The sequence below is a fragment of the Mesorhizobium sp. M0145 genome (genome assembly GCF_040322355.1).
Taxonomy (GTDB): Bacteria; Pseudomonadota; Alphaproteobacteria; order Rhizobiales; family Rhizobiaceae; genus Mesorhizobium.
The window spans coordinates 444572-467601 of the sequence record NZ_JAMYTK010000001.1; the positions used below are offsets into that span (position 1 = coordinate 444572).

The 23030-nt window shown below is 63.1% G+C and carries 24 protein-coding genes; 13 read left to right on the forward strand and 11 right to left on the reverse strand.

Going from position 1 to position 23030, the window contains the following annotated elements; all coding sequences use genetic code 11:
• Positions 1-108 precede the first annotated feature (108 nt).
• From phnL to phnE (NKJ28_RS02265), 6 genes are all read left to right on the forward strand, one after another.
• Entirely contained in the window at positions 109-816 is a 708-nt protein-coding gene (phnL, locus tag NKJ28_RS02240; RefSeq protein WP_352633814.1) for a phosphonate C-P lyase system protein PhnL, read from the forward strand.
• A complete protein-coding gene (locus NKJ28_RS02245; protein WP_352633816.1) occupies positions 813-1430 on the forward strand; it encodes a DapH/DapD/GlmU-related protein in 618 nt (205 codons plus the stop codon). The genes phnL and NKJ28_RS02245 overlap by 4 nt, the downstream gene beginning before the upstream one ends.
• 235 nt (positions 1431-1665) lie before the next feature.
• Positions 1666-2514, forward strand: coding sequence for a phosphonate ABC transporter ATP-binding protein (gene phnC, locus NKJ28_RS02250; RefSeq protein WP_023675197.1), 849 nt, complete (start codon positions 1666-1668; stop codon positions 2512-2514).
• A 90-nt stretch (positions 2515-2604) separates the two neighbouring features.
• Positions 2605-3513, forward strand: coding sequence for a phosphonate ABC transporter substrate-binding protein (phnD, locus tag NKJ28_RS02255; RefSeq protein ID WP_352588461.1), 909 nt, complete (start codon positions 2605-2607; stop codon positions 3511-3513).
• 66 nt (positions 3514-3579) lie between these two features.
• Positions 3580-4536, forward strand: coding sequence for a phosphonate ABC transporter, permease protein PhnE (gene phnE, locus NKJ28_RS02260; RefSeq protein WP_352633819.1), 957 nt, complete (start codon positions 3580-3582; stop codon positions 4534-4536).
• Positions 4537-4603: 67 nt separating this feature from the next.
• On the forward strand, positions 4604-5971 hold the full coding sequence (gene phnE, locus NKJ28_RS02265; protein WP_352588467.1) for a phosphonate ABC transporter, permease protein PhnE: 1368 nt from the start codon (positions 4604-4606) through the stop codon (positions 5969-5971).
• Between the two features lie 24 nt (positions 5972-5995).
• Here phnE (NKJ28_RS02265) and NKJ28_RS02270 read toward each other — a convergent pair whose 3' ends face one another.
• The 3 genes from NKJ28_RS02270 to NKJ28_RS02280 all read right to left on the reverse strand — a co-directional run bounded on the left by NKJ28_RS02270 (position 5996) and on the right by NKJ28_RS02280 (position 9467).
• A complete protein-coding gene (locus NKJ28_RS02270) occupies positions 5996-6847 on the reverse strand; it encodes a sugar phosphate isomerase/epimerase family protein (protein WP_352456817.1) in 852 nt (283 codons plus the stop codon).
• 227 nt (positions 6848-7074) lie between these two features.
• Positions 7075-8262 carry a Gfo/Idh/MocA family protein gene (locus tag NKJ28_RS02275; protein WP_352633821.1) on the reverse strand — a complete coding sequence of 396 codons (1188 nt, stop codon included), beginning with the start codon at positions 8260-8262 and terminating at the stop codon, positions 7075-7077.
• Positions 8263-8411: 149 nt separating this feature from the next.
• Positions 8412-9467, reverse strand: a complete 1056-nt coding sequence (locus NKJ28_RS02280) for a sugar phosphate isomerase/epimerase family protein (protein ID WP_352577412.1) — start codon at positions 9465-9467, stop codon at positions 8412-8414.
• Positions 9468-9859: 392 nt separating this feature from the next.
• Here NKJ28_RS02280 and NKJ28_RS02285 point away from each other — a divergent pair, with 392 nt between their 5' ends.
• The 5 genes from NKJ28_RS02285 to NKJ28_RS02305 are packed head-to-tail and all read left to right on the forward strand — an operon-like array spanning position 9860 to position 14098.
• Positions 9860-10747 (forward strand): sugar phosphate isomerase/epimerase family protein, encoded by an 888-nt coding sequence (locus NKJ28_RS02285; protein ID WP_023675190.1) that lies wholly within the window; start codon positions 9860-9862, stop codon positions 10745-10747.
• A gap of 55 nt (positions 10748-10802) precedes the next feature.
• Positions 10803-11972, forward strand: a complete 1170-nt coding sequence (locus tag NKJ28_RS02290; RefSeq protein WP_292661184.1) for a mandelate racemase/muconate lactonizing enzyme family protein — start codon at positions 10803-10805, stop codon at positions 11970-11972.
• 1 nt (position 11973) lies between these two features.
• Entirely contained in the window at positions 11974-12690 is a 717-nt protein-coding gene (locus NKJ28_RS02295; protein WP_292661187.1) for a FadR/GntR family transcriptional regulator, read from the forward strand.
• 1 nt (position 12691) lies between these two features.
• The gene (locus NKJ28_RS02300) at positions 12692-13672 is read left to right on the forward strand and encodes a hydroxyacid dehydrogenase (RefSeq protein ID WP_352633824.1); all 981 of its coding nucleotides are present in this window, start codon (positions 12692-12694) and stop codon (positions 13670-13672) included.
• A gap of 42 nt (positions 13673-13714) precedes the next feature.
• The gene (locus NKJ28_RS02305; protein WP_352588475.1) at positions 13715-14098 is read left to right on the forward strand and encodes a hypothetical protein; all 384 of its coding nucleotides are present in this window, start codon (positions 13715-13717) and stop codon (positions 14096-14098) included.
• Between the two features lie 14 nt (positions 14099-14112).
• On the opposite strand, the gene NKJ28_RS02310 is transcribed toward NKJ28_RS02305, so the two are convergent.
• Positions 14113-15408, reverse strand: coding sequence for an amidase (locus NKJ28_RS02310; protein ID WP_352456822.1), 1296 nt, complete (start codon positions 15406-15408; stop codon positions 14113-14115).
• A 120-nt stretch (positions 15409-15528) separates the two neighbouring features.
• On the opposite strand from NKJ28_RS02310, the gene NKJ28_RS02315 reads away from it, so the two are divergent.
• Positions 15529-15876, forward strand: coding sequence for a GFA family protein (locus NKJ28_RS02315; protein ID WP_023675184.1), 348 nt, complete (start codon positions 15529-15531; stop codon positions 15874-15876).
• On the opposite strand, the gene NKJ28_RS02320 is transcribed toward NKJ28_RS02315, so the two are convergent.
• Positions 15873-17096: an MFS transporter gene (locus NKJ28_RS02320; RefSeq protein WP_352448398.1), complete on the reverse strand. Its 1224-nt coding sequence runs from the start codon at positions 17094-17096 to the stop codon at positions 15873-15875. The genes NKJ28_RS02315 and NKJ28_RS02320 overlap by 4 nt on opposite strands.
• 94 nt (positions 17097-17190) lie before the next feature.
• Here NKJ28_RS02320 and NKJ28_RS02325 point away from each other — a divergent pair, with 94 nt between their 5' ends.
• Positions 17191-18171, forward strand: a complete 981-nt coding sequence (locus tag NKJ28_RS02325; protein WP_023675183.1) for an AraC family transcriptional regulator — start codon at positions 17191-17193, stop codon at positions 18169-18171.
• A gap of 12 nt (positions 18172-18183) precedes the next feature.
• Here the strand turns inward: NKJ28_RS02325 and NKJ28_RS02330 are convergent, their stop codons facing one another.
• The 6 genes from NKJ28_RS02330 to NKJ28_RS02355 form a co-directional block, all read right to left on the reverse strand.
• Positions 18184-18465, reverse strand: a complete 282-nt coding sequence (locus NKJ28_RS02330) for a hypothetical protein (protein ID WP_352448400.1) — start codon at positions 18463-18465, stop codon at positions 18184-18186.
• 246 nt (positions 18466-18711) lie between these two features.
• Positions 18712-19833: an ABC transporter ATP-binding protein gene (locus tag NKJ28_RS02335; protein ID WP_352448401.1), complete on the reverse strand. Its 1122-nt coding sequence runs from the start codon at positions 19831-19833 to the stop codon at positions 18712-18714.
• Positions 19833-20936, reverse strand: coding sequence for an ABC transporter ATP-binding protein (locus tag NKJ28_RS02340; RefSeq protein WP_023675180.1), 1104 nt, complete (start codon positions 20934-20936; stop codon positions 19833-19835). The genes NKJ28_RS02335 and NKJ28_RS02340 overlap by 1 nt, the downstream gene beginning before the upstream one ends.
• Positions 20933-21154, reverse strand: coding sequence for a hypothetical protein (locus NKJ28_RS02345; protein ID WP_023675179.1), 222 nt, complete (start codon positions 21152-21154; stop codon positions 20933-20935). The genes NKJ28_RS02340 and NKJ28_RS02345 overlap by 4 nt, the downstream gene beginning before the upstream one ends.
• A complete protein-coding gene (locus tag NKJ28_RS02350; protein ID WP_352448403.1) occupies positions 21151-22110 on the reverse strand; it encodes a carbohydrate ABC transporter permease in 960 nt (319 codons plus the stop codon). Before NKJ28_RS02350 ends, NKJ28_RS02345 begins: the two co-directional genes overlap by 4 nt.
• 1 nt (position 22111) lies before the next feature.
• Positions 22112-23017, reverse strand: coding sequence for a carbohydrate ABC transporter permease (locus NKJ28_RS02355; protein WP_254816733.1), 906 nt, complete (start codon positions 23015-23017; stop codon positions 22112-22114).
• Positions 23018-23030 lie beyond the last annotated feature (13 nt).

The window sequence follows — 23030 nt, forward strand, 5'->3', positions numbered from 1 at the left end:
GCGACTGCCAATCTCCCCCCTTGAGGGGGAGATGGCAAGTTTTGGCAAAGAGGGCAGGCCAGAGGGGGGTGTTGGCCCGCAGACGAATGACGATTGGAGAACCCTCTGATGGCAACCCCGCTCGTTGTCTCCGATGTCGCGAAGAGCTTCACCATGCATCTGCGCGACGGCATCAAACTGCCGGTGGTCGCCGGTGTCTCGTTCGCGATCAGGGCCGGCGAATGCGCCGTGCTCGGCGGCCCGTCCGGCGCCGGCAAGAGCTCGATCCTGAAAATGCTCTACGGAAATTATGCCGCCGATGAAGGCCAGATCATCGTCCAGCACGAGGGCGGGCTCATCGATCTCGCCTCGGCCAGCCCGCGCACCGTGCTTGCCGTGCGCCGGCTTACCATCGGCTATGTCAGCCAGTTCCTGCGCACCGTGCCGCGTGTCTCTGCGCTCGATGTCGTGGCCGAACCGCTGGTCGAGCGCGGCGAGGAGCGCGAGGTCGCGCACGGCAAGGCACGCGCCTTGCTGGCGCAGCTCAACCTGCCGGAGAAGCTCTGGGCGCTGCCGCCGGCGACGTTCTCCGGCGGTGAACAGCAGCGCGTCAACATCGCGCGCGGCTTCATCACCGAGCACCCGATCCTGCTGCTCGACGAGCCGACCGCTTCGCTCGACGCCAGGAACCGCGATGTGGTGATTTCCCTGATCGCCGCCAAGAAGGCAGCGGGGGTCGCTTTGCTCGGCATCTTCCACGATCACGACGTGCGTGAGGCGGTCGCCGATCGCGTCATCGACGTGACCGCCTTCGCCGCCGGGAAAATCGCCGCATGACCAGGAAACTGTCGGAGGCGCCGCTGATCCACGAGACGGCGGAAGTCGAGAACTCGACGCTTGGCCGCTGGACCGAGATCGCCGAGCGCTGCCGGGTTGCCGAAAGCACGCTCGGCGACTATTCCTACATGATGCAGGACTGCGGCGTCTGGTGCGCAACGATCGGCAAATTCGCCAACATCGCCGCAAGCGTGCGCATCAACGCTACCAACCATCCGACCTGGCGGCCGACGCTGCACCATTTCACCTATCGCGCCTCGGATTATTGGGACGACGCCGAGCACGAGAGCGAATTCTTCGCCAAGCGCCGCGCCAAACGCGTCACCATCGGCCACGACACCTGGCTCGGCCACGGCTCGACCATCCTGCCGGGCGTCACCGTCGGCGATGGCGCGGCGGTCGGTGCCGGTGCGGTGGTGTCGAAGGACGTCGCGCCCTACACCATCGTCGCCGGCGTACCGGCCAAGCCGATCCGCGAACGCTTCGACCGCCGCACCGCGGAGCGCTACCAGGCGCTCGCCTGGTGGGACTGGGACCACGCAAGGCTGCGCGCCGCGCTCGACGATTTTCGGGAATTGTCGGCGGAGGCGTTTCTGGAGAAATATGGCGGCTGAGGGTCGTGAAATGGTGAATGGTGAATGTGAATGGGGGCAGCGGACAGGTTTCGAGGCTCAGGGAAGCCGTTCTTATCACCATTCACCATTCGAGCTTCTCGCGCCGAGTTGATCCCGCCCCGCTCCAGGCTGTGGGCAGTAACAAAACTGACATCGTTCCGACACCGCAGGTTCATGCGGCTGCGCTAGCCAGGGTAAACAGACCTTCAATTGCGATTGGACTGGAGCCTGCACCATGTCAGCTACGCTCGAAATCCGCGGCGTCACCCGCCGGTTCGGCAAGAACACCGCCGTCAGCAATGTTCACATCGCGATTCCGCAAGGCCAGATGGTCGGCATCATTGGCCGCTCCGGCGCCGGCAAATCGACGTTGCTGCGCATGATTAACCGCCTCATCGATCCCAGCCAGGGATCCATCCTGTTCAACGGCGTCGAGGTCTCCGGGTTGCGCGGCTCGCCGCTCCGGCGATGGCAGCGCGACTGCGCCATGATCTTCCAGCAGTTCAATCTCGTGCCGCGCCTCGATGTGCTGACCAATGTGCTGCTCGGCCGGCTCAACCACCGCTCGACGCTGTCCAACCTATTTGGCATGTTCTCCCGCGGTGAATGCGCCGAGGCGGTTGCAGCCCTCGAGCGCCTCGACATCGCCCGCACCGCCCTGCAGCCGGCCGGCACCCTTTCCGGCGGCCAGCAGCAGCGCGTTGCGATTGCGCGCGCCATGATGCAGCAGCCGAAGGTGTTGCTGGCGGATGAGCCGATTGCCTCGCTCGATCCGCTCAACGCCAAGGTGGTGATGGATTCGCTGCAGGACATCAATTTGCGCGAGGGCATCACCGTCATCACAAATCTGCATACGCTGGATACGGCCCGCACCTACTGCAACCGCATCATCGGCATGGCCGCCGGCAAGGTCGTCTTCGACGGCCCGCCCGAAGCCCTCAACCGCGAGGCCGTGCGCATGGTCTACGGCGCCGACAGCAATGGCGGCGAAATCTCCGAGGCCATCACCTCCACCAGTGTCGCCATCAAACAGAAAATCGCTGCATCCGCCGGACCGCTCGAGCCCGCATTCCCGGGATATTGAGAACGGCCTGATCGCCCGCCCGCGTCAAAGGCACCTGTCAAAAAATTCGAACGCTACCGGCGCGAGGCCGGGACCAACAGGAGAGAGATAATGTTCAGGAAGATGGTTTTTGGCGCCGTTTCATTGCTCGCCATCGCGGCAAGCGCCGCTCACGCCCAGGATATCAAGGAATTCCGCATCGGCATCCTTGGCGGTGAAAACGAAGCGGACCGGCTGCGCAACTTTCAGTGCCTCGCCGATCACCTGAAGTCCGAATTCGGCTTCGAGAAGGTCTCGCTGTTCCCGGCCGCCGACTATGACGGCGTTATCCAGGGCCTGCTCGGCGGCACGCTCGATTTCGCAGAGCTTGGCGCGTCGGGCTATGCCAGCGTCTACCTCAAGGATCCGAACGCCGTGACCCCGATCCTCACCACCCAGCAGACCGACGGCGCGACCGGCTATTATTCGATCGGCCTTGCGCTGAAGTCGTCCGGCATCACCGACATCAAGTCGGCCAAGAGCAAGAAGCTCGGCTATGCCGACCCGGATTCGACCTCCGGCTACCTGATCCCGCTGACCCAGATCCCGAAGGACACCGGCGCTTCGAACGAAACCTTCTTCGCCTCGACCCAGTTCAATGGCGGCCACGAGAACAACCTTCTCGCGGTTCGCGACGGCAAGGTCGATGTTGCGGTTGACGATTCCTCGGGCATCGGCGACTTCAAGAACGGCTACACCTCCGGCACCTTCCACAAGGAAGTCGCCAAGGGCGCCGTGGACCCCAACGATTTCGTCGAAGTCTGGCGCTCCGGCTTGATCCCGAACGGCCCGCTGGTCGTGCGCACCGCGCTCGGCGGCGGTATGAGCGCCAAGCTCGCCAACTTCTTCACCAGCCTGCCGGCCAAGGACAAGCCTTGCTTCGAGGCCATCGAAGGCGGCGATTTCACCGGCTATGTTCCGGTGAAGCCGGACTTCTACAGCGTCATCGTCGAAGCCCGCAAAGCCGCGATCGGCGGCTGACGACAATTGCGGAAAGGGCGGCGTCCTCCAGCGCCGCCCTTTTTGCGTGTCCGCTCGCGACCCCGTATGACCTTCGCCGCTACAATTCGTTCAGACGCGGTCCGGCAGGCAGCAGACGCCTGGCGACGCCAGACGTCCTTGCGCCGGTTCTACACGGCGCTCGGCATCGGCTCACTGCTTGTCGCCATGTGCACAGCCATGTGGTTTGCCGACGAGGCCAATGCCGGACATTTCTTCGATCGGCTGCCGCACATACTGGATTTCCTTAGTTGGCTTGTTCCCAAGGACTGGAACGACGTCTGGCGGGCGCTGTTCGACATCGCATCGCCGCACGACAAGGGCAGCCAAGAGTTCAACTTCCCGCTTGGCCGCGTCTATCTCTGGGGCGGCTTTTATCTACCCGAATATTTCGAGCTGATGCTCACCACGCTTAACGTGGCGCTGGTTTCCACTTTCATCGGCTTTGTCTTTGCGGTGCCCTTTTCCTTCATCGCCGCGCGCAACTTGACGCCCAGTCCGGTGCTCAGGCTCGTCCTCAAGCGCTTCATGGAACTGCTTCGCGCCTTCCCCGAGATCGTCATTGCCGGCCTGTTCGCAGCCATCCTCTCGACCGGCCCGGTCGCAGCCATCATCGCCATCGGCCTGCATTCCATCGGCGCCCTCGGCAAGCTCTTCTACGAGATCAACGAAAACATCGACATGCGCGCCGAAGAAGGCCTGCGCGCGGTCGGCGCCAACTGGTTCGAGCGCGTGCGCTTTGCCGGCCTGCCGCAAGTGCTGCCCAATTTCATGTCCTACACGCTGCTCAGGATCGAGATCAATGTGCGTATCTCGACCATTATCGGCGCGGTCGGCGGTGGCGGCATCGGCGAGGAACTGAAGCTCTCCATCTCGCGCGGCTTCGGCGCCAAGACGCTGGCACTGGTGCTGCTGCTGTTCACGACGATCTTCCTCGTCGACCAGTTTTCCGCCTGGCTACGCCGCAAGCTCGTCGGCGAGCAGGCATTCATGATGGGTGCCTGACCATGATCCCAAAATGTGGATTCCGGTTTTTGGAAAAGATCGTGGCAAATCAACAAGAAGACTGCCCATGGCCGCAATGACCGCCGATGAGATGCGGTCGATCGAGGAGCGCTTTCCCCAAGTGTTCCGGCGGCCCTTGTACAAACGCTTCGGCCCGCTGGTCCTGTTCACCGGCATCCTGCTCTACCTCGTCTATGCCTTGTGGTTCTTCAGCCTGCCGCAAGTGCTGAGGGAATCGCACTGGGAGCGCCTGCCGCTCTTCCTGACGCAATGGATCAGCTACGATCTGCAGCCGGAATTCCGTCTCGACCAGCCTCAGATCACACCCAGATACCCGCGTTTTTCGGCGCTCGGCGAAGACCCGCATCCCGATTGGGTCATCACAAACGCCAACGGCTCCTACACCATCCTGATCGACGGCCGGGCCAAATCGGTCACCTTCGACAAGACCGAGGCGACGCTTGTCGCCAATGGCCAGGCGGTGCCGGTGTCCTTGGCCAGCGGCAAGCCGGTAGTATCCGGCCCGGTGCCGGACTGGATCACCGCGCATGACGACGAAATCATCGCCAGGATGGGCTTTGCCGGCGAGGTCCGCATAACCGTCGATCGCGTCAAGGTCCGCAAGCGCTTCCTCGGCTGGGCGAATTTCGTCTTCGACACACGCTCGCCCTTCTTCGGCAAGTCACCCGGCGAGGTGGTCTCGTTGCTGATGTCCGGACCCCAGCTCAAGCCGGGCACATCAAACATTGCGCTGGCCGCCGACAATATCTGGAACAACGCCCAATGGCAGCATGGCGACGTCTGGACGAAGCTGTTCCAGACCATCGTCATGGCGTTTCTCGGCACCTTGCTCGGCGGCATCGTTGCCTTCCCGCTCGCCTTCTTCGCCGCCCGCAACATCACCCCGAGCGGCCTGCTTAGCCAGGTGCTAAAGCGGTTCTTCGATTTCATGCGTTCGGTCGACATGCTGATCTGGGCGCTGTTCTTCACCCGCGCCTTCGGCCCGGGCCCGCTTGCCGGCAGCGCCGCGATTTTCTTCACCGAGATCGGCACGCTCGGCAAAGTCTATTCGGAAGGCCTCGAGAACATCGACGACAAGCCACGCGAGGGCATCCAGTCGACCGGCGCCAACGGCTTGCTGGTGCAGCGCTATGGCGTGCTGCCGGAAGTGATCCCGGTCTTCATCAGCCAGACGCTCTATCAGTGGGAATCCAACACCAGGGGCGCGACGATCATCGGCGCCGTCGGTGCCGGTGGCATCGGCCTGAAGCTCTGGGAGGCGATGCGCACCAATTCCAACTGGGCCAATGTCTTCTACATGGTGCTCTTGGTCCTGCTCGTCGTTTTCATCTTCGACAACATTTCCAATTTCCTGCGCCGCCGCTTGAGCAGGACGATCCACGACTACAACCGGATCCAGGCCGGCCAGGGCTGACGGGGGCGTTGCGCAGGCGTGCGGTTAGGGCGCCTTCCTCCATCCATTCCTGATATGCCTGTAGCCGTCGCGGTAGACGGCTTCCGGGCCTTCGGAAAAGTCGCGCCACACCTTGGTGGCCGCGGCTAAATCCTTCAGCGAACGCCCGAACGCCTCGATCGTCAGCCAATCGTCGTAGCCGCTCTTGCGAATGGCGGAGAAAGTCTCCTTCCAGGGGACGTGGCCGCGGCCCGGCACGCCGCGATCGTTCTCCGAAATATGGATATGGACGATGTTCTTGCGGTTGCGCGTATAGGCGCCGATCGGGTCGGCCTCTTCGATGTTGGCATGGAACGTGTCGTACATCGCCTTGATGTGCGGCCGGTCGATCGCGTCGATATGCGCCGACAAATCGTCCATCGTGTTGAGCAGATAGCATTCGAAGCGGTTGAGCGCCTCCAGCCCGATGGTGACACCCTTGTTGCCGGCATGGTCACCGATGGCGCGCTGCGAAGCGATCGAACGTTTTTTCTCGGCCGCCGTCGGCCCGCTGCCGGAGAAGGCTCCGAGTGTGGAATGCAGCGGGCCGCTCAACGTGTTCGCGCCAAGCGCCTGAGCGCAGTCGATCGCCGATTTCATGTAGTCGATACCGGCCTTGCGCGTCGAGGCGTCGGCCGAGATCAGGTTCATCGCCGGATCGCCCATCGCCGAGACGGCGGTACGTTGCAGCCCGATGCGGTCGAGCAGCTCACCGAGCTTCTTGTAGTCGTCCGGCGTGCCGGAGAAGACCGGTATCTCGACGCCGTCGAAGCCGGTCGCCTTGATATCCCTCAACAACGGCTCGTGTTTTTTCGTGACACTGGTCGTCCACAACAACATGCACATGCCGATTTTCATCGACGCCCCTCCCCTTTGACGGCCGGGCTTGCTCCTCCGGCGACTTCGCCACAAGCCTCCTCATCCGGCCACTTCGCGGCCACCTTCTCCCCGCTGGGGAGAAGATGCAGACGCCAACGCAGGCGATCTCCTCTCCCCTGGGGGAGAGATCGGAATGCCCCGAATTGCCCCTGCAATTCGGCTGGCAATCCGGGTGAGGGGGACTTCCCGTTAACCGGACGCAGTGATTAAAGATTCGTCCACGCTCCATTCTTCTTCGCCGATTTCACGCAGGCCTCGATGAAGGCCATGCCTTCGACGCCGTCTTGCACAGTTGGGAAAACGACATCCTTAGCCGGCTTGCCGCCCTTCCGGCGCGCCGCACGAATGGCCCGCGCGGCTTCCTGGTAGATGTTGGCGAAACCTTCGAGATAGCCTTCCGGATGGCCTGGCGGAACGCGGCTGACGCGCCCGGCGACGGGCAACGCTCCCGAGCCGTTTCGGGTGATCAACTGCTTCGGCTGGCCGAACGGCGTGTACCAGAGATAGTTCGGATCGGCCTGCACCCATTCGAGCCCGCCCTTCGAACCGTAGATGCGCAATTTCAGGCCGTTCTCGTGGCCGGGCGCCACCTGGCTTGCCCAGATCATGCCCTTGGCGGGGTGCGACCCGCCGACCGGCTTGAAGCGCAGCAGCACATTGATGTTGTCGTCGAGCAGCCGCCCCGGTACGAAGGCATCGAGATCGGCCGACAACGAATCGAGCTCCAGCCCGGAGACGAAACGGGCGAGGTTGTAGGCGTGCGTGCCAATGTCGCCCAGCGCACCGCCGGCACCGGCCTGCTTGGGGTCTGAGCGCCACGCAGCCTGCTTCTGGCCGGTGGCGGCCAGATCTTCGGTCAGCCAGTCCTGCGGATATTCCGACTGCACGATGCGGATATCGCCGAGCTGTCCTTTGGCCACCATCTCGCGTGCCTGCCGCACCATCGGATAGGCGGTGTAGTTATGCGTCAGCACAAACACCTTGCCGGTCTTTTCGACCAGCGCCGCCAGCCTCTTTGCCTCGGCCAGCGTCGTCGCCAGCGGCTTGTCGCAGATGACGTGGATGCCGGCCTCGAGAAAAGCCTTGGCGGCCGGCACGTGCACATTGTTCGGCGTGACGATGGCCACCACCTCGATGCCGTCCGGCCGCTTGGCCTCGGCCTTGGCCATCTCGGCATAGGAGCCGTAGCTGCGTGCCGGATCGAGCCCAAGCTCGGCCGCCGAGGCCTTGGCGCGCTCCGGATTCGACGACAAGGCGCCGGCAACCAGCACGAACTCGTTATCAATGCGCGCCGCGATGCGGTGCACCGCGCCGATAAAGGCGCCTTGTCCGCCGCCAACCATGCCGTAGCGGATCGGACCGCCTCCCGTTTCCGTCTTCGATGCGCCAACCACGATTTTCTCCCTCGTTATCTGAGATACCCCTCCCCCTTGAGGGGAGGGTCGACGCGTAGCGCGGGGTGGGGTCGCCGGGCATGAAGCTCGGCATGGACCGACCCCACCCGGCCCCCCGGGCCACCCTCCCCTCGGGAGGGATATCTGTGCTAGATCCCCATCATGCCGCGCAGCACCTTTTTATCGGTCGTGCCGCCGGCGAAATCGTCGAATGCTTTTTCCGTCACCCTGATGATGTGGTGCTGGATGAAGGGGGCGCCTTCGGCAGCACCATCCTCCGGGTGCTTGAGGCAGCATTCCCATTCCAGCACCGCCCATGAATCGTAATTGTATTGGGTGAGCTTGGAGAAGATGCCGCCGAAATCCACCTGCCCGTCGCCGAGCGAGCGGAAACGTCCGGCACGGCTGGTCCAGCTCTGGTAACCGGAATAGACGCCTTGCCGCCCGGTCGGATTGAACTCGGCATCCTTGACGTGGAACGCCTTGATCCGCTCGTGGTAGATGTCGATGAATTCGAGATAATCGAGCTGCTGCAGCAGGAAGTGCGACGGGTCGTAGTTGATGTTGCAGCGCTTATGGCCGCCGACCGCATCGAGGAACATCTCGAATGTCGCGCCGTCGAACACGTCCTCGCCCGGATGGATTTCGTAGCCGACATCGACGCCGTTCTCGTCATAGACGTCGAGGATCGGCTTCCAGCGCTTGCCCAGCTCGGCAAATGCTTCCTCGATCAGTCCCGCCGGCCGCTGCGGCCATGGGTAGAGGTATGGGAAGGCCAACGCGCCGCAAAACGACACCGACGCCTTGAGCCCGAGATTCTTCGACGCCTTGGCGGCGAACTTCATCTGTTCGACCGCCCATTGCTGCCTGGCTTTTGGATTGTTGTGCACCGCAGCCGGCGCAAAGCCGTCGAACTGCGCGTCATAGGCGGGATGCACCGCCACCAGTTGCCCCTGCAGATGCGTCGACAGTTCGGTGATTTCGACGCCGGCATCGGCGCACATGCCCTTCACCTCGTCGCAATAGGCCTTGGAGGAGGCTGCCTTCTCGAGATCGAACAGTCGAGCGTCCCATGTCGGAATCTGCACGCCCTTGTAGCCCAGACCAGCCGCCCATTTGGTGATCGAGGCCAGCGAATTGAACGGCGCGGCGTCGCCCGCAAACTGCGCCAGGAACAGACCAGGCCCCTTCATCGTCGTCGGCATCGGCATCTCCCTATGTTTCACGACCAAGCATAGCGCCGATTGAAAACAGGGCCAGCGTCTTTGGTCTCTTTGCACAGCGCGCTCAGCGCTGCTATTCTGGTATTACCAAATGCCGAAATCTGGTCAAGCCATTTGACGCGCTGCGACGGTCCTGCAACCATGCCGAGTTAAGCCACATGTTTAAGTATAATCAATAGCATAGACAGGAGCCAACGCTTGATGGCAGCAGTTCTTGCCGTCCAGATGAAATTACTGTAGACCTCCCTTCAAGCCCAATTGGTCGAACCAGTTTGCAAAAAATGCTGGGACGCCTTGGGGAGGAATCATGCGGCACGCTTCGGCAGAGTGCGCCGCAGGCGAACTGGTACAGGCGATTCTGGGAAGGATAGACCATGCATCTTTCGACGCACAATTGGATGCGGGCGGAGCCGCTGGAAACGACGCTCAAGCGCATCAAGAAATTCGGCTACGAGTCGATCGAGATCTCCGGCGAACCCGAACAGTACAAGCCCAAGGAGACGCGCGCACTGTTGAACGAGTACGGCATTCGCTGCTGGGGAGCGGTGACGCTGATGCTGGGCGAGCGCAATCTCGCCGCCAAGGACCAGGGCCAGCGCGAGCGCTCGGTGCAGTATGTCAAGGACGTGCTGACCATGGTCAGCGAACTTGATGGCGAGATCATCACGCTGGTTCCGGCCACCGTCGGCAAGGTGGTGCCGGACGGCACCGAGGAAGAGGAGTGGAAATGGGTGGTCGACGCCACCCGGGAATGCTTTACCCACGCCAAGAAGGTCGGCGTCAAGATCGCGGTCGAGCCGCTCAACCGCTTCGAGACCTATCTGTTCAACCGCGGCGCCCAGGCACTGGCGCTGGCCGATGCGGTCAGTCCCGAATGCGGCGTCTGCCTCGACGCCTACCACATCCACATGGAAGAATTTAACGTCTACGACGCCATCCGGCAGGTCGGCAAGCGCCTGTACGACTTCCATGTCGCCGACAACAACCGCTTCGCCGCCGGCCTCGGGCAGATCGACTGGCCGAAGATCGTCGGCACGCTGAAGGAGATCGGCTATGACGGCGCGCTGACCAATGAATTCGTCGCCCCCGTCGACCGCACGCCGGCTGCCCCCTATCCCGACATGGTCGAACGCAACCCCGTCGACATCTCGCCGGAGCAGCTGAAATTCATTCAGGACCACGGCTCCAGCGTGCTCACGGAGAAATTCTACACCGACCAGATGCGCATCAACGCGGAAACGCTGCTGCCGCTGATCAAGTAGCCGAGCCGTTTGGAAAGAGCCCTTCCGCCTCACCGCGGCCGGGCCGAGGATGAACATGCGCATCAAGACGGTCCAAGCCTGGTGGGTCCGCATACCGATCGAAGCCGCGAAGCAGCACCGCAGCGACTTCGGTCAGGTGGCGACGTTCGACGCCGCCATCCTGCGCATCGAAACCGACGACGGGCTGGTCGGCTGGGGCGAAGGCAAGAATGCCGCCGGCAGCGCCGGCAGTTACGGCGCCCTTGTCCATTTGCTGAACTACGAGGTCGGCCCGCAGCTGGTCGGCCGCGACCCGGCTGACATCGGCGTCATCTGGGAGATGCTCTATAATGGCACGCGCCACGACAGCGCCGCTCGCGCCGGCCACGCCATGCCGCAATTGGCGCGACGCGGCATGAGCATCGCGGCTATCAGCGCCGTCGACATCGCATTGTGGGACATTCTTGGCAAATCGCTCGGCGTTCCGGTCTGGCGGCTGCTCGGCGGCCGCAAGCTGGACCGCATGCCGGCCTATGCTTCCGGCGGCTGGGCCACTGCGGAAGCCATCGGCGACCAGCTGCAGTCCTACATCGCCAAGGGCGGTTTCAAGGCGCTGAAGATGCGCGTCGGCGCCATGGACGGCGCCCCACATATCTCGGCCGCTCGCGTCCGTGCCGCCAGACAGGCGCTCGGTCCCGATATCGACCTGATGGTCGACGCGCACGGCACCTACACGGTGGCCGAAGCCAAGCGCTTTATCCATCTCGCCGGCGACCTCGATCTCGCCTGGTTCGAGGAGCCGGTGATCGCCGACGACAAGCCCGGCATGGCCGAGGTGCGCGCCTGCGGTTCGATCCCGATCGCCACCGGCGAAAGCGAGGCGACGCGCTATGCCTTCCGCGACCTCGCCGTGCTAAAATCCGCCGATATCTTCCAGCCGGATCCGGCCTTTTGCGGTGGCATCAGCGAGGCGATGAAGATCGGCACCATCGCCAGCGCCTTCAATCTGCGCTTTGCGCCGCATCTTTGGGCCGGCGCGCCCTGCTTCTTTGCCGGGCTGCATGTCTGCGCTGCTTCGCCGGCGAGCTTCACCGTCGAATATTCGCTCGGCGCCAACCCGATGATCCACGATCTGATCGAAGAGACTGTCGAAGCAAAGGACGGTATGGTAGCGATCCCTGATAGACCCGGGCTGGGATTCACCATTTCGGAGCGGTTCCTGGAGGCGCACGCGCAACACGGCTGACATGAAAGAAAAGAACCTTCTCGCGGAACTCGCCGCCTATCTGTTCTCCCATTCGGACAAGGAGACGGGCCGCACGCCGTCGGAGCGCGAACTGGCAGAGCATTTCAGCGTCAGCCGCGGCCAGATCCGCGAGGCGCTGGCCATTCTCGAGGCCATGCGCATCGTCGAGCGACGGGCGAAATCCGGCATCTACATCGATACGAAGCAGGCGAGCGTCGAGGCGATGGCGCTGTTCGCCCGCGCCGGCCTGCCGCTCGATCCCGTCCAGATCTACGAGACGGTCGAGTTGCGCAAGATCCACGAGATCAAGGCCGCCGAACTTGCCTGTTCACGCGCCACCGAGGAGAATTTCGAGCGGCTGCGCGAGATCCTGAAGGCCTCCGAGGATCGCATCGCCGCCGGTGAAGGGCTTGCCCGGGAAGACCGCGAGTTCCACCTCGAGATCGTGCGGGCGACCAAGAACAGCGTCTTCCACAATATCTGCAGCGTCTACTACATGATGGGTGAACTGCGCCTGCCGATCTATTTCAACGATCCCGAACGCAGCGTGCGCTCCCATGCCGAGCATATCCAGATCTACGAGGCGCTGCTGCGCCGCGATGGCAATCTCGCCCAGGCGCTGATGAGCGCCCACCTGCAAGGCGCGGAAAGCTACTGGAAGGGGCTGATCGAGGGGCGTGGGGCGGAACCGGAAAGCCCTGCGCTCGAAAAGGCCTGAAATGCTCAAGATCCTGTCAACACACAGACTGCACCCTCGTGCCGCTTCCATGCTGACCGGGGCCGGCGAACTCGTCGTTGCTTCCGCCCTCGATGCGGCCACGCTGGCCGCCGAGGCGAGGAACGCCGATGTCATCATCGTTCGCGCTCCCTTGCCTGCGGCGCTTTTCGAAGGCGCGAAGAAGCTCAGGGCCGCGATCCGCCACGGCGCCGGGCTGGACATGGTACCGATGGAAGCGGCCAATGCGGCCGGCGTGCTGGTGGCGAACGTGCCGAGGGTGAACGCGCGATCTGTCGCCGAATATGTGATGTTCGCGGCGCTGGCGCTGCTTAGGCGCTTCCGTGTGTTGGACCGCGACTTGCGTGCGAAGGGCTGGCTGGCGGGCCGCGAACACACGGTGGTGGCCAGCGAGCTAGCGGGCAAGACGATCGGCATTGTCGGCCTCGGCGCGATCGGTCAGGCGGTTGGCCACATCGCCGCCCATGGGTTCGATCTGAATGTGGTGGCGACGACGCGCAGCATGCGGCCGGCGCCGGACAGGGTCGGCTTCCTGTCGATCGATGCACTCATCGAGCAGAGCGACATCATCGTTCTGTGCTGCCCGCTGACGCCCGAAACACGGGGGCTGATCAGCCGCGAGCGCATTGAGCGGATGAAGCCGGATGCGCTGCTGATCAATGTTTCGCGCGGGCCGGTGATCGATGACGACGCGCTGATCGAGGCCTTGCAGAAGGGCCGCATCGGCGGCGCTGCGCTCGATGTTTTTGCTACACAACCGCTACCGCCCAACCATCCTTATTTTGGCTTCGACAACGTCATCGTCACCCCGCACATGGCTGGGATTACCGAGCAGTCGATGATGCGCATGGGCGTCGGCGCGGCTGGCGAAGCCTTGCTGGTGCTGGCCAACAGATTGCCGGTCAATCTGCGCAACCCCGAAGTGGTCGAGCACTACCGGCGGCGGTTCCCTGCCGATTTCTGAAAGCGCCCCAATTTTCCCGAATTCGCCGGCGATGGTGCCGGCATGGCAAGCGTCACAAAATTCCTGCTGACCACCGGCTTCTGCGTGGCGACGGCGCAAGCCTTCGCCAACGGACAGGGTAGCTACGTGTTCTGCGACAACGGCATACGCTGCGTGGCGGCACCCTGTCCATCGAACAGCGCGCTCGACCTCGCTGCTGGGAAGCTCATCAAAGGCGTTTCAATCGACATCGATCGCCTGCCGCAGCAAGACAAGGCGCTCGATCTTTCAGACAAGCTCTATGCCGGCAAGGTCGTTGTTGTCGGCTCGATCGAGAACCGCACCCGGACCTTCAACGGCAAGCGGTACACCCTGCCTTGGCTGGTCGCCACCAGCATCGAACGCGCCGCCAAGGACAGCGAACGCGGCCACTGCTCGTCGCGCTGACACGCGCTATCCGATCAATTTGCAAGCAGCCCCTCCACGCCCGCTGCGATGCGCAGCAGGTGGTGGTCATGGCCATTGCGCGCCACCAGCATCAGGCCGGCCGGACGCGTCATTCCCGGCATCGGAAGCGAGATGGCTGATAGATCGAACTGGTTGGCGACCTGCGTGTTGCGCAGCAGAAGGCCTTCCGTCCTGTTGCACAGAGCCTCGTCGCTGGTCATCGACACGATCGTCGGCGCCGTCACCGGTGTGGTCGGCAGGGCCAGCACGTCGACCGACGCCAGCCGGTCATCCATCGCGGCGGCCAGCGCCGTGCGGCGGCGCATTGCCCTGATATAGACCGTGGCCGGAATGGCGGCGGCGCGCGCCAATGGCCCGCTTACCCGCGGGTCGACCGGCCTCGTCGCTCCCGTCGCCAGCCAGTCGGCATGGATCTCCGCCCCTTCCATCGCCGCGATCGACGCGCGTTGGGTTGCCACGCGCAGATCGGCAAGCAGGTCGTCGATCGACAGCTCCACAAGCCGTGCGCCGCTAAGCTCTATCTTGCGCAGACACCGGTCGAACGTCGTCGCGACCTCTTCCTGCGTATCATCGAACAGCACGCCGCGCGCAATACCGATGCGCAGGCCGTCCAGCGGCAGCGGCAACAGTGCCGCCAGGTTTTCGCCCGACATCACTGCATCGGCCGCCGCACATTCGGCGACGGTGCGGGCCAGCGGACCGATCGAGTCCAGCGTGGCTGACAGCGGAAACGCACCCGCAAGCGGCACGCGCCGCGCAGTCGGCTTGAAACCGACGACGCCATTCAGCGATGCCGGAATGCGCACCGAACCACCGGTATCGGAACCGATGGAGATTTCGCTGGTGCCTTCGCCCACCGAAACGCCGGCGCCTGAGGAGGAGCCGCCCGGAATACGGCTGGCATCGCTAGCATTGCCGGGCGTGCCATAATGTGGATTGACGCCGATCGCAGTAAAGGCGAACTCGGTCATGTTGGTCTTGCCGAGGATGATTGCACCGGCCTGGCGCAACTGTTGCACGACAATGGCATCCCGCAGCGCCGGCGCTGCGTTGGCGAGCAGCAGAGAGCCCGCCGTGGTCGGCTCGCCGGCGACATCGAACAGATCCTTGATCGAGACGATCGCCCCATCGAGCGGCCCGAGCGTGACGCCGGCTTTTCGCCGCGCATCGGTGGCGTCCGCCGCCGCCCGTGCGGCTTCCGGGTAGAGCTTTACGAAAACCCTCTCATCGTCGACGCGAGCGGCAAGAGGCGAAAGAATTGCTTCGAGGTGATCGCGGGCTGATTGCATTTTTCGGTGTCGGACTCCGCGCGCTTGCAACGTCTTAACGTAGTAGCCAGAAACTGGCCGCAGGAGACATAGCCCGGCACGGTCGGATTTGCACCTGTCGAACCGAAGGAGGAAGGCCCGATGCTCTACCAAGGCAGCTGCCACTGCGGCAAGGTCGCGTTCGAGGTCGAAGGCGAGCTGACCGGAGCCGTTCGGTGCAATTGCTCGATCTGCTCGCGCAAGGGTGCACTGCTATGGGCAGTTCCGCATGAGAGCATGCGGGTGCTTGCCTGGGGCGATGATCTCGGCCGCTACAGCTTCGGCAACCATGTCATCGCCCACCGCTTCTGCCGCAGCTGCGGCATTCACCCCTTCGCCGAGGATGTCGGCGAAGGGAGCGGGCGAAGTGCCTATATCAATATTAATTGCATCGAGGCGTTGGACGTCGCCGCCGTGCCGGTCTTCGACTTCGACGGCCGTTCCGTTTAGGCCTTGGGGTCGTCGATCGGCTTGGGGCCAAGGAAGAACGCCGCCAGTGCCGCAAGCAACGTCGCCGCCGCGCAATAGGCGAAGGCGGTGGCAACGCCGGTATTGTCGACCAGCAGGCCGCCGAAGACGGCGCCCAACGCGATGGCGACCTGGAACGTCATAACCATGAGCCCACCGGCGCTTTCCGCCTGATCGGGGGCGGCCCGCACCAGCCAGGTCTGCAGCCCGACTGGGACGGCGCCGAAGGCAAAGCCCCAGCTGGCCACTGCTATTGCAGCCACGACGGGTGAACCTCCGACCACCAGCAGCAGGAGCGCCGAAAACGCGATCAGCAGGGGCGCCAGGCTGACGGCTGCCTTGAGGCTGCGTTCGGCAATGAAGCCGCCGGCAAAATTGCCGAAGAAGCCACCAATGCCGTAGGCGAGCAGCACAAGCGAGATCGTCTCGATGTCCAGCGCGGGGACCTTCTCGAGAAACGGGCGGACATAGGTGAAGCCGGCAAAATGTCCCGAGGCGACCAGCAGCACCACCAGCAGTGCCACCCTGATCATCGGCCGCTTCATCACCTCCAGCAGCGTGCGAAAACCTGCCGTACCTGCAGGCGGCAGCTTCGGAATGGTAGCCACCTGCACCAGCAGCGCCAGCGCACCGACCACGGCGGCGATCATGAACGCCGTCCGCCAGCCCCAGATGTCGCCGACATAGGCGCCGACCGGAGCCGCGCAGACCGTCGCCACCGAAACGCCGGTGAGAATGATCGACATGGCGCGCGGCATCAGCCGCATCGGAACGAGCCGCATCGCCATGGCTGCCGACATCGACCAGAAGCCGCCAAGACTGATCCCGAGCATGATGCGGGCAATCAGAAGAACGGGAAGCGAGGACGCAAACGCGGCCACCAGATTTGACAGCACAAGCAGCACCGTCAGTGCCCACATGACCAGCCTGCGGTCCAGCCGCTTGGTGACAATAGCCATGGTCGGCGCCGCAATCGCGCCAATGACGGCGGTGGCCGTTACCGCCTGCCCGGCGGCGCCTTCGGTGATGCCGAGATCCTGCGCAAGCGGCGTCAGCAGGCTGGCAGGCAGAAATTCCGCGGTCACCAGGCCAAAGACTCCGAGCGCCAGGGAGACCACCGCCCCCCATGCGGGCTCGGATCGTTCGCCGGTTTCCGATGGGTCGAGAACGGCGTCCATGACGCCTGTCGCGGGTTCGGTCATGAGGGATCTCCGGTCTGTTGCAGCGCAGCATTTGGCTGCAATGCAAGCAACATAGGGAGTGACTAGCTGGAGTTTCCATGCTAGAAACACCATTATGTTTGACCGTTCGTCCAAAATTCCAATCACCGGCGATCCGCTGACAGACATATTGCGGGGATTGCGTCTCGAAGGCGTCGATTACGGCCGTTGCGAGATGAAGGAACCCTGGGGCATCCATTTTCCGGCTCAGGCGGCGGCACGGTTTCATTTCATCGGCCGCAAAGGCTGCTGGTTGCTGCAGCCGTCCGGTGAATGGGTCGAGCTCAAGGCGGGCGACGCGGTATTGTTGCCGCGCGGCTCAGCCCACACGCTGGCGAGCGAGCCGGGTATCGAGGCGGCGCCGATCCACGGCTATGAGGTCGAGGAAATCTGCAAGGGTGTCTATTGCATGTCGAATGACGGCATGCCCGGCTGCCGTCCGGGGACCTTGCTGTTTTTCGGCAGCATGTATTTCAATCTCGATGGCTTGCACCCCTTGCTCGGCATGATGCCGGACGTGATGCGCGCACATGAGTTGGAGGCCTATGAGCCAGGTATCCCGCATTTGCTGGAAGCGATGGCCCGCGAGGTGACGATGGAGCGCGTCGGCTCTGGCGGCATCCTGGCGCGGCTGGCCGATGTGCTCGCCGCGACCGTCATCCGCTCATGGGTCGAGCGCGGCTGCGGCGACTCTTCCGGTTGGATTGCGGCGGTCAGGGACCGCGAGATCGGCCGGGTGCTGGCCGCGATCCATCTGGAACCGAACCGCGACTGGACGGTGGAGGCTCTGGCGAAGATGATGGGTGCCTCGCGATCAGGTTTCGCCGAGCGCTTCGCAACCATTGTCGGCGAAACACCGGCAAAGTACGTCACGCAGGTGCGGATGCACCAGGCGAGGCAATGGCTGGTCCGCGACCGGCTCAAGATTTCCGTCGTCGCGGCTCGTCTCGGCTACGAATCCGACGCCTCCTTCAGCCGCGCCTTCAAACGGGTCATCGGATCGCCGCCCAGCCATTTCCGGGCCGAGGAACAGGCGGAGATCCGCCAGGCCGGCTAAACGTTGGCCGGCTTATTGCTCGGTAATGCAGGCCGAGCCGGCGCTGCTCTTGCAATATTTGCCGGAGGCCCCGCACCTGCCATCCGAGACTTCCACGACGGTGCCGCTCAACAACAGCTTGCAGTCGCTGGTGGACAGATTGACCGTGCCGTTGAGGTCCTTGATCTTCTTGGCGTCGACCTTCGCGCCGGCGACAACTTTCTTGGCTGCCTGCGCCTCGCCCAGATGCGCCGCCGACAATCCCATACCGGCGACGAGCAGGATCGTCGCAAAACTGCGGAACAGATTTCCCATAGCCAACCCTCCATTTTGGGCCTCCAAATTGGGCTTGCAAAGCCCGTTTGGGACCAAAGGATCAGCCTATTCGACAAATCGGAGCATCCGCATCCCCCGTACGGGGGATGACGGGAAGACTCGAGCATTTCGCAGCCAAGTGGAATCACGTGGCGTCGCACAAATGCGGCTAAAACACATGGATAGAGCGGGATGCACGGTTCACTTTGAACGCATCCCGCTCTAGCGCAGTAAAGACGCTTGTACTTAGCCGGCGTGACGCAGGCTTATTCCGCTGCCCTTGTCGAACAGCACCACCTTGTCCGGGTTCCAGGCAAAGCGCACCGGCTGCTCTATCTGGACGTCGGTCCTGGCAGGCACGGTGGCGCGCAGCATGGCGTCGCCGACCCGCAGCGTCAGGATCTTCTCGACGCCATGGTTCTCGACGTCATGGACCCGCGCCTCGACCGGCGCGCCGGTCTCGAGATAGACGTCCTCGGGACGAATACCGAAGACGAGCGGGCGACCGTCGGTCGCCGCGCCCGTCTTTAGCCCCCACGAAGTCTTGGCACCCCCCGAAGTCTTGGCACCCCCTGCAAACGGCAATTCGAAATTGAGCGGCGCCATCACCGCACGTCCGTTGACGAGCTTGCCGTCGATGAGATTCATCGGCGGCGAGCCGACGAAGCTTGCCACGTAGGTGTCGCGCGGATTGTTATAGATCTCGTACGGCGTGCCGGTCTGGACGATGCGGCCATGGTTGAGCACGCCGACCTTGTCACCCATCGACATCGCCTCGATCTGATCATGCGTCACGAACAGGAAGGTGGCGCCAAGCTGCATCTGCAGGTTCTTCAATTCGGTGCGCAGCGCCTCGCGCAATTTGGCGTCGAGCGCCGACAACGGCTCGTCCATCAGGAATACCCGCGGCTTGCGCACGATGGCGCGACCGATCGAGACGCGCTGCATCTCGCCGCCTGAAAGCCTGTCGGTCTTGCGGTCGAGCAGATGCTCGATCCTCAGCGTCCTGGCCGCGCGGTCGACACGATCCTTGATCTCGGCATCGGGCAGCCGGCGGATCTTCGGCTTCAGCGGAAATTCGAGGTTCTGGCGCACCGTATAGCGCGGGTACAGCGAATATTGCTGCAGCACCAGCGCCACGTCACGCTCGGCCGCGCCCCAGTCGGCGACATCGACGCCGTCGATGAAGACCTGGCCTTCGCTCGGTTTTTCCAGGCCGGCAATCATGCGCAGCGTCGTCGTCTTGCCGGCGCCGGTCTCGCCAAGCAGAACGAAGAACTCGCCATCGGCGATGTCGAGATCGAGCCCTGTCAAAGCAGTATGGTTGCCGAACTTCTTCGAGATGTTCTTGAGCTGGATGTGGGCCATCAGAGTCTCACTCCCAGCGATTTGCCGCTCGCCGTGTCGAAGAAATGCGCCTGGCTGGGATCGATTCTGACGAAGACTCTTTCGCCGGGGCCGCCGATGAAGCCGCTCTTGGTGCGCGCACGCAGCATCTTGGAGCCGACCTTGAGGTCGACGATGTCGAAGGACCCGAGCGGCTCGACGATCTGCGTCTCCACCGGCAGGAACCCCTCGGCGGCTTCGCGGCGGACGAGGACGCCTTCCGGCCGGATGCCGAGCGCGAGTTGGCTGCCGGCATGGCCGTTGAGCTTCGACAGCAAGGCGCGCGGGAATTCGAAACCGGCGGCCGCATCGCCGACCGTGACCGAGGCCGATGAGGCTTTCTCGGTCACCGAAGTGTCGGCGACGTTCATCACCGGGCTGCCTACAAATTGCGCGACGAAAAGATTCGCCGGGTGCGAATAGACCTCGTCCGGCGAGCCGACCTGCTGCAGCACACCTTCATGCATGATGACGATGCGGTCGGCGAGGCTCATCGCCTCGATCTGGTCGTGGGTGACGTAGATGCTGGTCGAGCCCTGCTTGATGTGCAGCCGCTTGATCTCGGCCCGCATCTCCTCGCGCAGCTTGGCATCGAGCGCCCCGATCGGCTCGTCCATCAGCATCGCCTTCGGCCGCCGCACCAAGGCTCGGCCGATCGCCACGCGCTGCATGTCGCCGCCCGACAGCGCCGACGGTTTCTTGGCGAGGAGATCGCTGATCTGCAGCGTCTTGGCGACCGAGCGCACCTCGCTGTCGATCTCGGCCTTGCTCTTGCGCGTCGCCCTGAGCGGAAAGGCGATGTTCTCATAGACGCTCATATGCGGATAGAGCGAGAACGACTGGAAGACCATGGCGATATCGCGATCGGCGGCCTTGAGGTGCTGGACCGGCTTGCCGTCGATGAGGATGTCGCCGCCGTCGATCGTCTCCAGCCCGGCAATCGCCCTGAGCGTCGTCGTCTTCCCGCAGCCCGACTGGCCGAGCAGCACGATGAACTCGTTGTCGTTGATCTTCAGGTTGAGGTCCTTGATGACCTGGACGGCGCCGAAATATTTCTGGACGCCTCGAAGCTCGATCTGGGTCAATGCTGTGCCCCCGGATTTGCCCCTTGCCCGGTGCCGGCCTTCTCCTCCGGCGCGATCTTGGAGGTGATGTTGAAGCCGATCAGGCCGATCAGGATAATGGTCACGCCATAGCTGTGCAGCAGCATGTTCCACGGCTGGCAGAGCGCGATGATACCGAGCACCATCAGCACCTGGCTGCCCGGTTCGAGATATTTCTGGTTGATGTCGCGAAAGCTCATTTGCGGATCGCTCCAAACGACATGCCGCGCAACAGGTGGTTGCGGAGCAGGAAGGTGAAGATCGCGACCGGCAGCAGGAACAGGAAGGTTCCGGCGGCAATCACCGTCCAGTCCGGCAGGCCGGAACCGATCTGGCTGGGGATGAAGGGCGGTGCTGTCTGGGCACGGCGGCTGGTCATGATCAGTGCGAAGGCATATTCGTTCCACGCCGTGATAAAGCAGAACACGGCGGTGGCGGCGATGCCGGTGGCGGCCTCGGGCAGCACGATCTTGAAGAAGGCCTCCATGCGCGTATAGCCGTCGACGAGGGCCGCCTCCTCATACTCCTTGGGGATCTCGTCCATGAAGCCCTTCATCAGCCACACCGAGAAGGACAGGTTGAAGGCGGTGTAAAGGATGATCAGGCCGATATGGGAATCGTTGAGGCCGACCGCCCGGTACATCAGGAACATCGGAATGGCGACGACCACCGGCGGCAGCATGCGTGTCGACAGGATGAAGAACAGTAGGTCCGCCTCGCCTTTTACCTTGAAGCGCGAGAACCCATAGGCGGTGAAGGTGCCCATGCCGACGGCCAGGACGGTCGAGGTTATGGCAACGATCAGTGAGTTCATGAAACGGCTCGGATAGCCCGACCACTGCACCTGGCCCTTGCCGTCGCGCACGATCTTTTCACCCCCATTGAAGACGACGCGCTCCCACCACGGCGCAGCCGCGTACTCCTCCGGCGACGGCGGGCTGCGCAGCTGCGAACGCTTGGTGAACAACTTGACGAAGGGCGATATCTCCGGCTGGAAAACCACCGTCGGCGGAATGGTGGTGGCGAGGTTGCGCGGCTTGAACGCCGTCGAGGCGATCCAGTAGATCGGCGCCAGGAAGATGATCGTCACCAGCAGGACAGCGACGATGGCGACCCGGTTGAAGGTGATTTCGGAAGAAGTGCGGACTGCGGCCATCTCAGCGCTCCTTCACCTTGTTGAGGTATTTGACATAGATGTTGGTGATCGCCAGGACCATGATCAGCACGATGTAGGCGAGCGCGCAGGAACGCCCGGTCTGCCATTCCTGGAACGCCATCTTGTAGAGCCGGATCGAGATCAGCTCGGCCGTCGGCTGGCTGGTCAGGATATAGGCGAGGTCGAAGGTCTTGAACGCCTCCATGGTGCGGAAGATGACCGCGATCATCAGGATCGGTGCAACCAGCGGCAGCGTTATGCGGAAGAAGGTGTAGAACGGCCCGGCCCTGTCGATCGCGGCTGCCTCGTAGAGATGCTTGGGCACGGCCGACAGGCCGGCCAGCGACAACAGCATGACGAAGGGCGACCACATCCAGATGTCGGTCAGCGCGACCGCATAGAGCGCCATTTTCGGATTCGACAGCCATTCGAAGGTGCCGAGGCCCAGCGCATAATTGATGATGCCGAAGGACGGATCGTAGAGCAGCTTCCAGAACAGGCCGACGACGGCCATCGACAGCATCATCGGCAACAACAGGAGCGTCGTCAGCAGGCCCTTGAGCGGAATGTCGCGATTGAGCAGCATGGCCACGCCGAAGCCGACGAGCAGCTGGCCGGCGACCGAGATGATGACGTATTTTGCGGTGATGGCGAAGTTGGACCAGACATAGGGATCGCTGAGCAGGTCGCGATAGTTTTGCAGCCCGACGAAATTCGCCGCCGCGCTGGTCGAGGCGCGGAAATCGGTGAACGAATAGCCCAGCGAATAGATCAGCGGGAAGATGTTGAAGACGATCAGAAACAGGATCGTCGGGATGATGAAGAGATTGCGGATCGAAATGTCGCTTAGACCGCGAGCGGCGGCCCGCGAGGACCTGTCCAGCGTGGTGATCATCGTGGTCGCCAAGACTCTGCTCCCG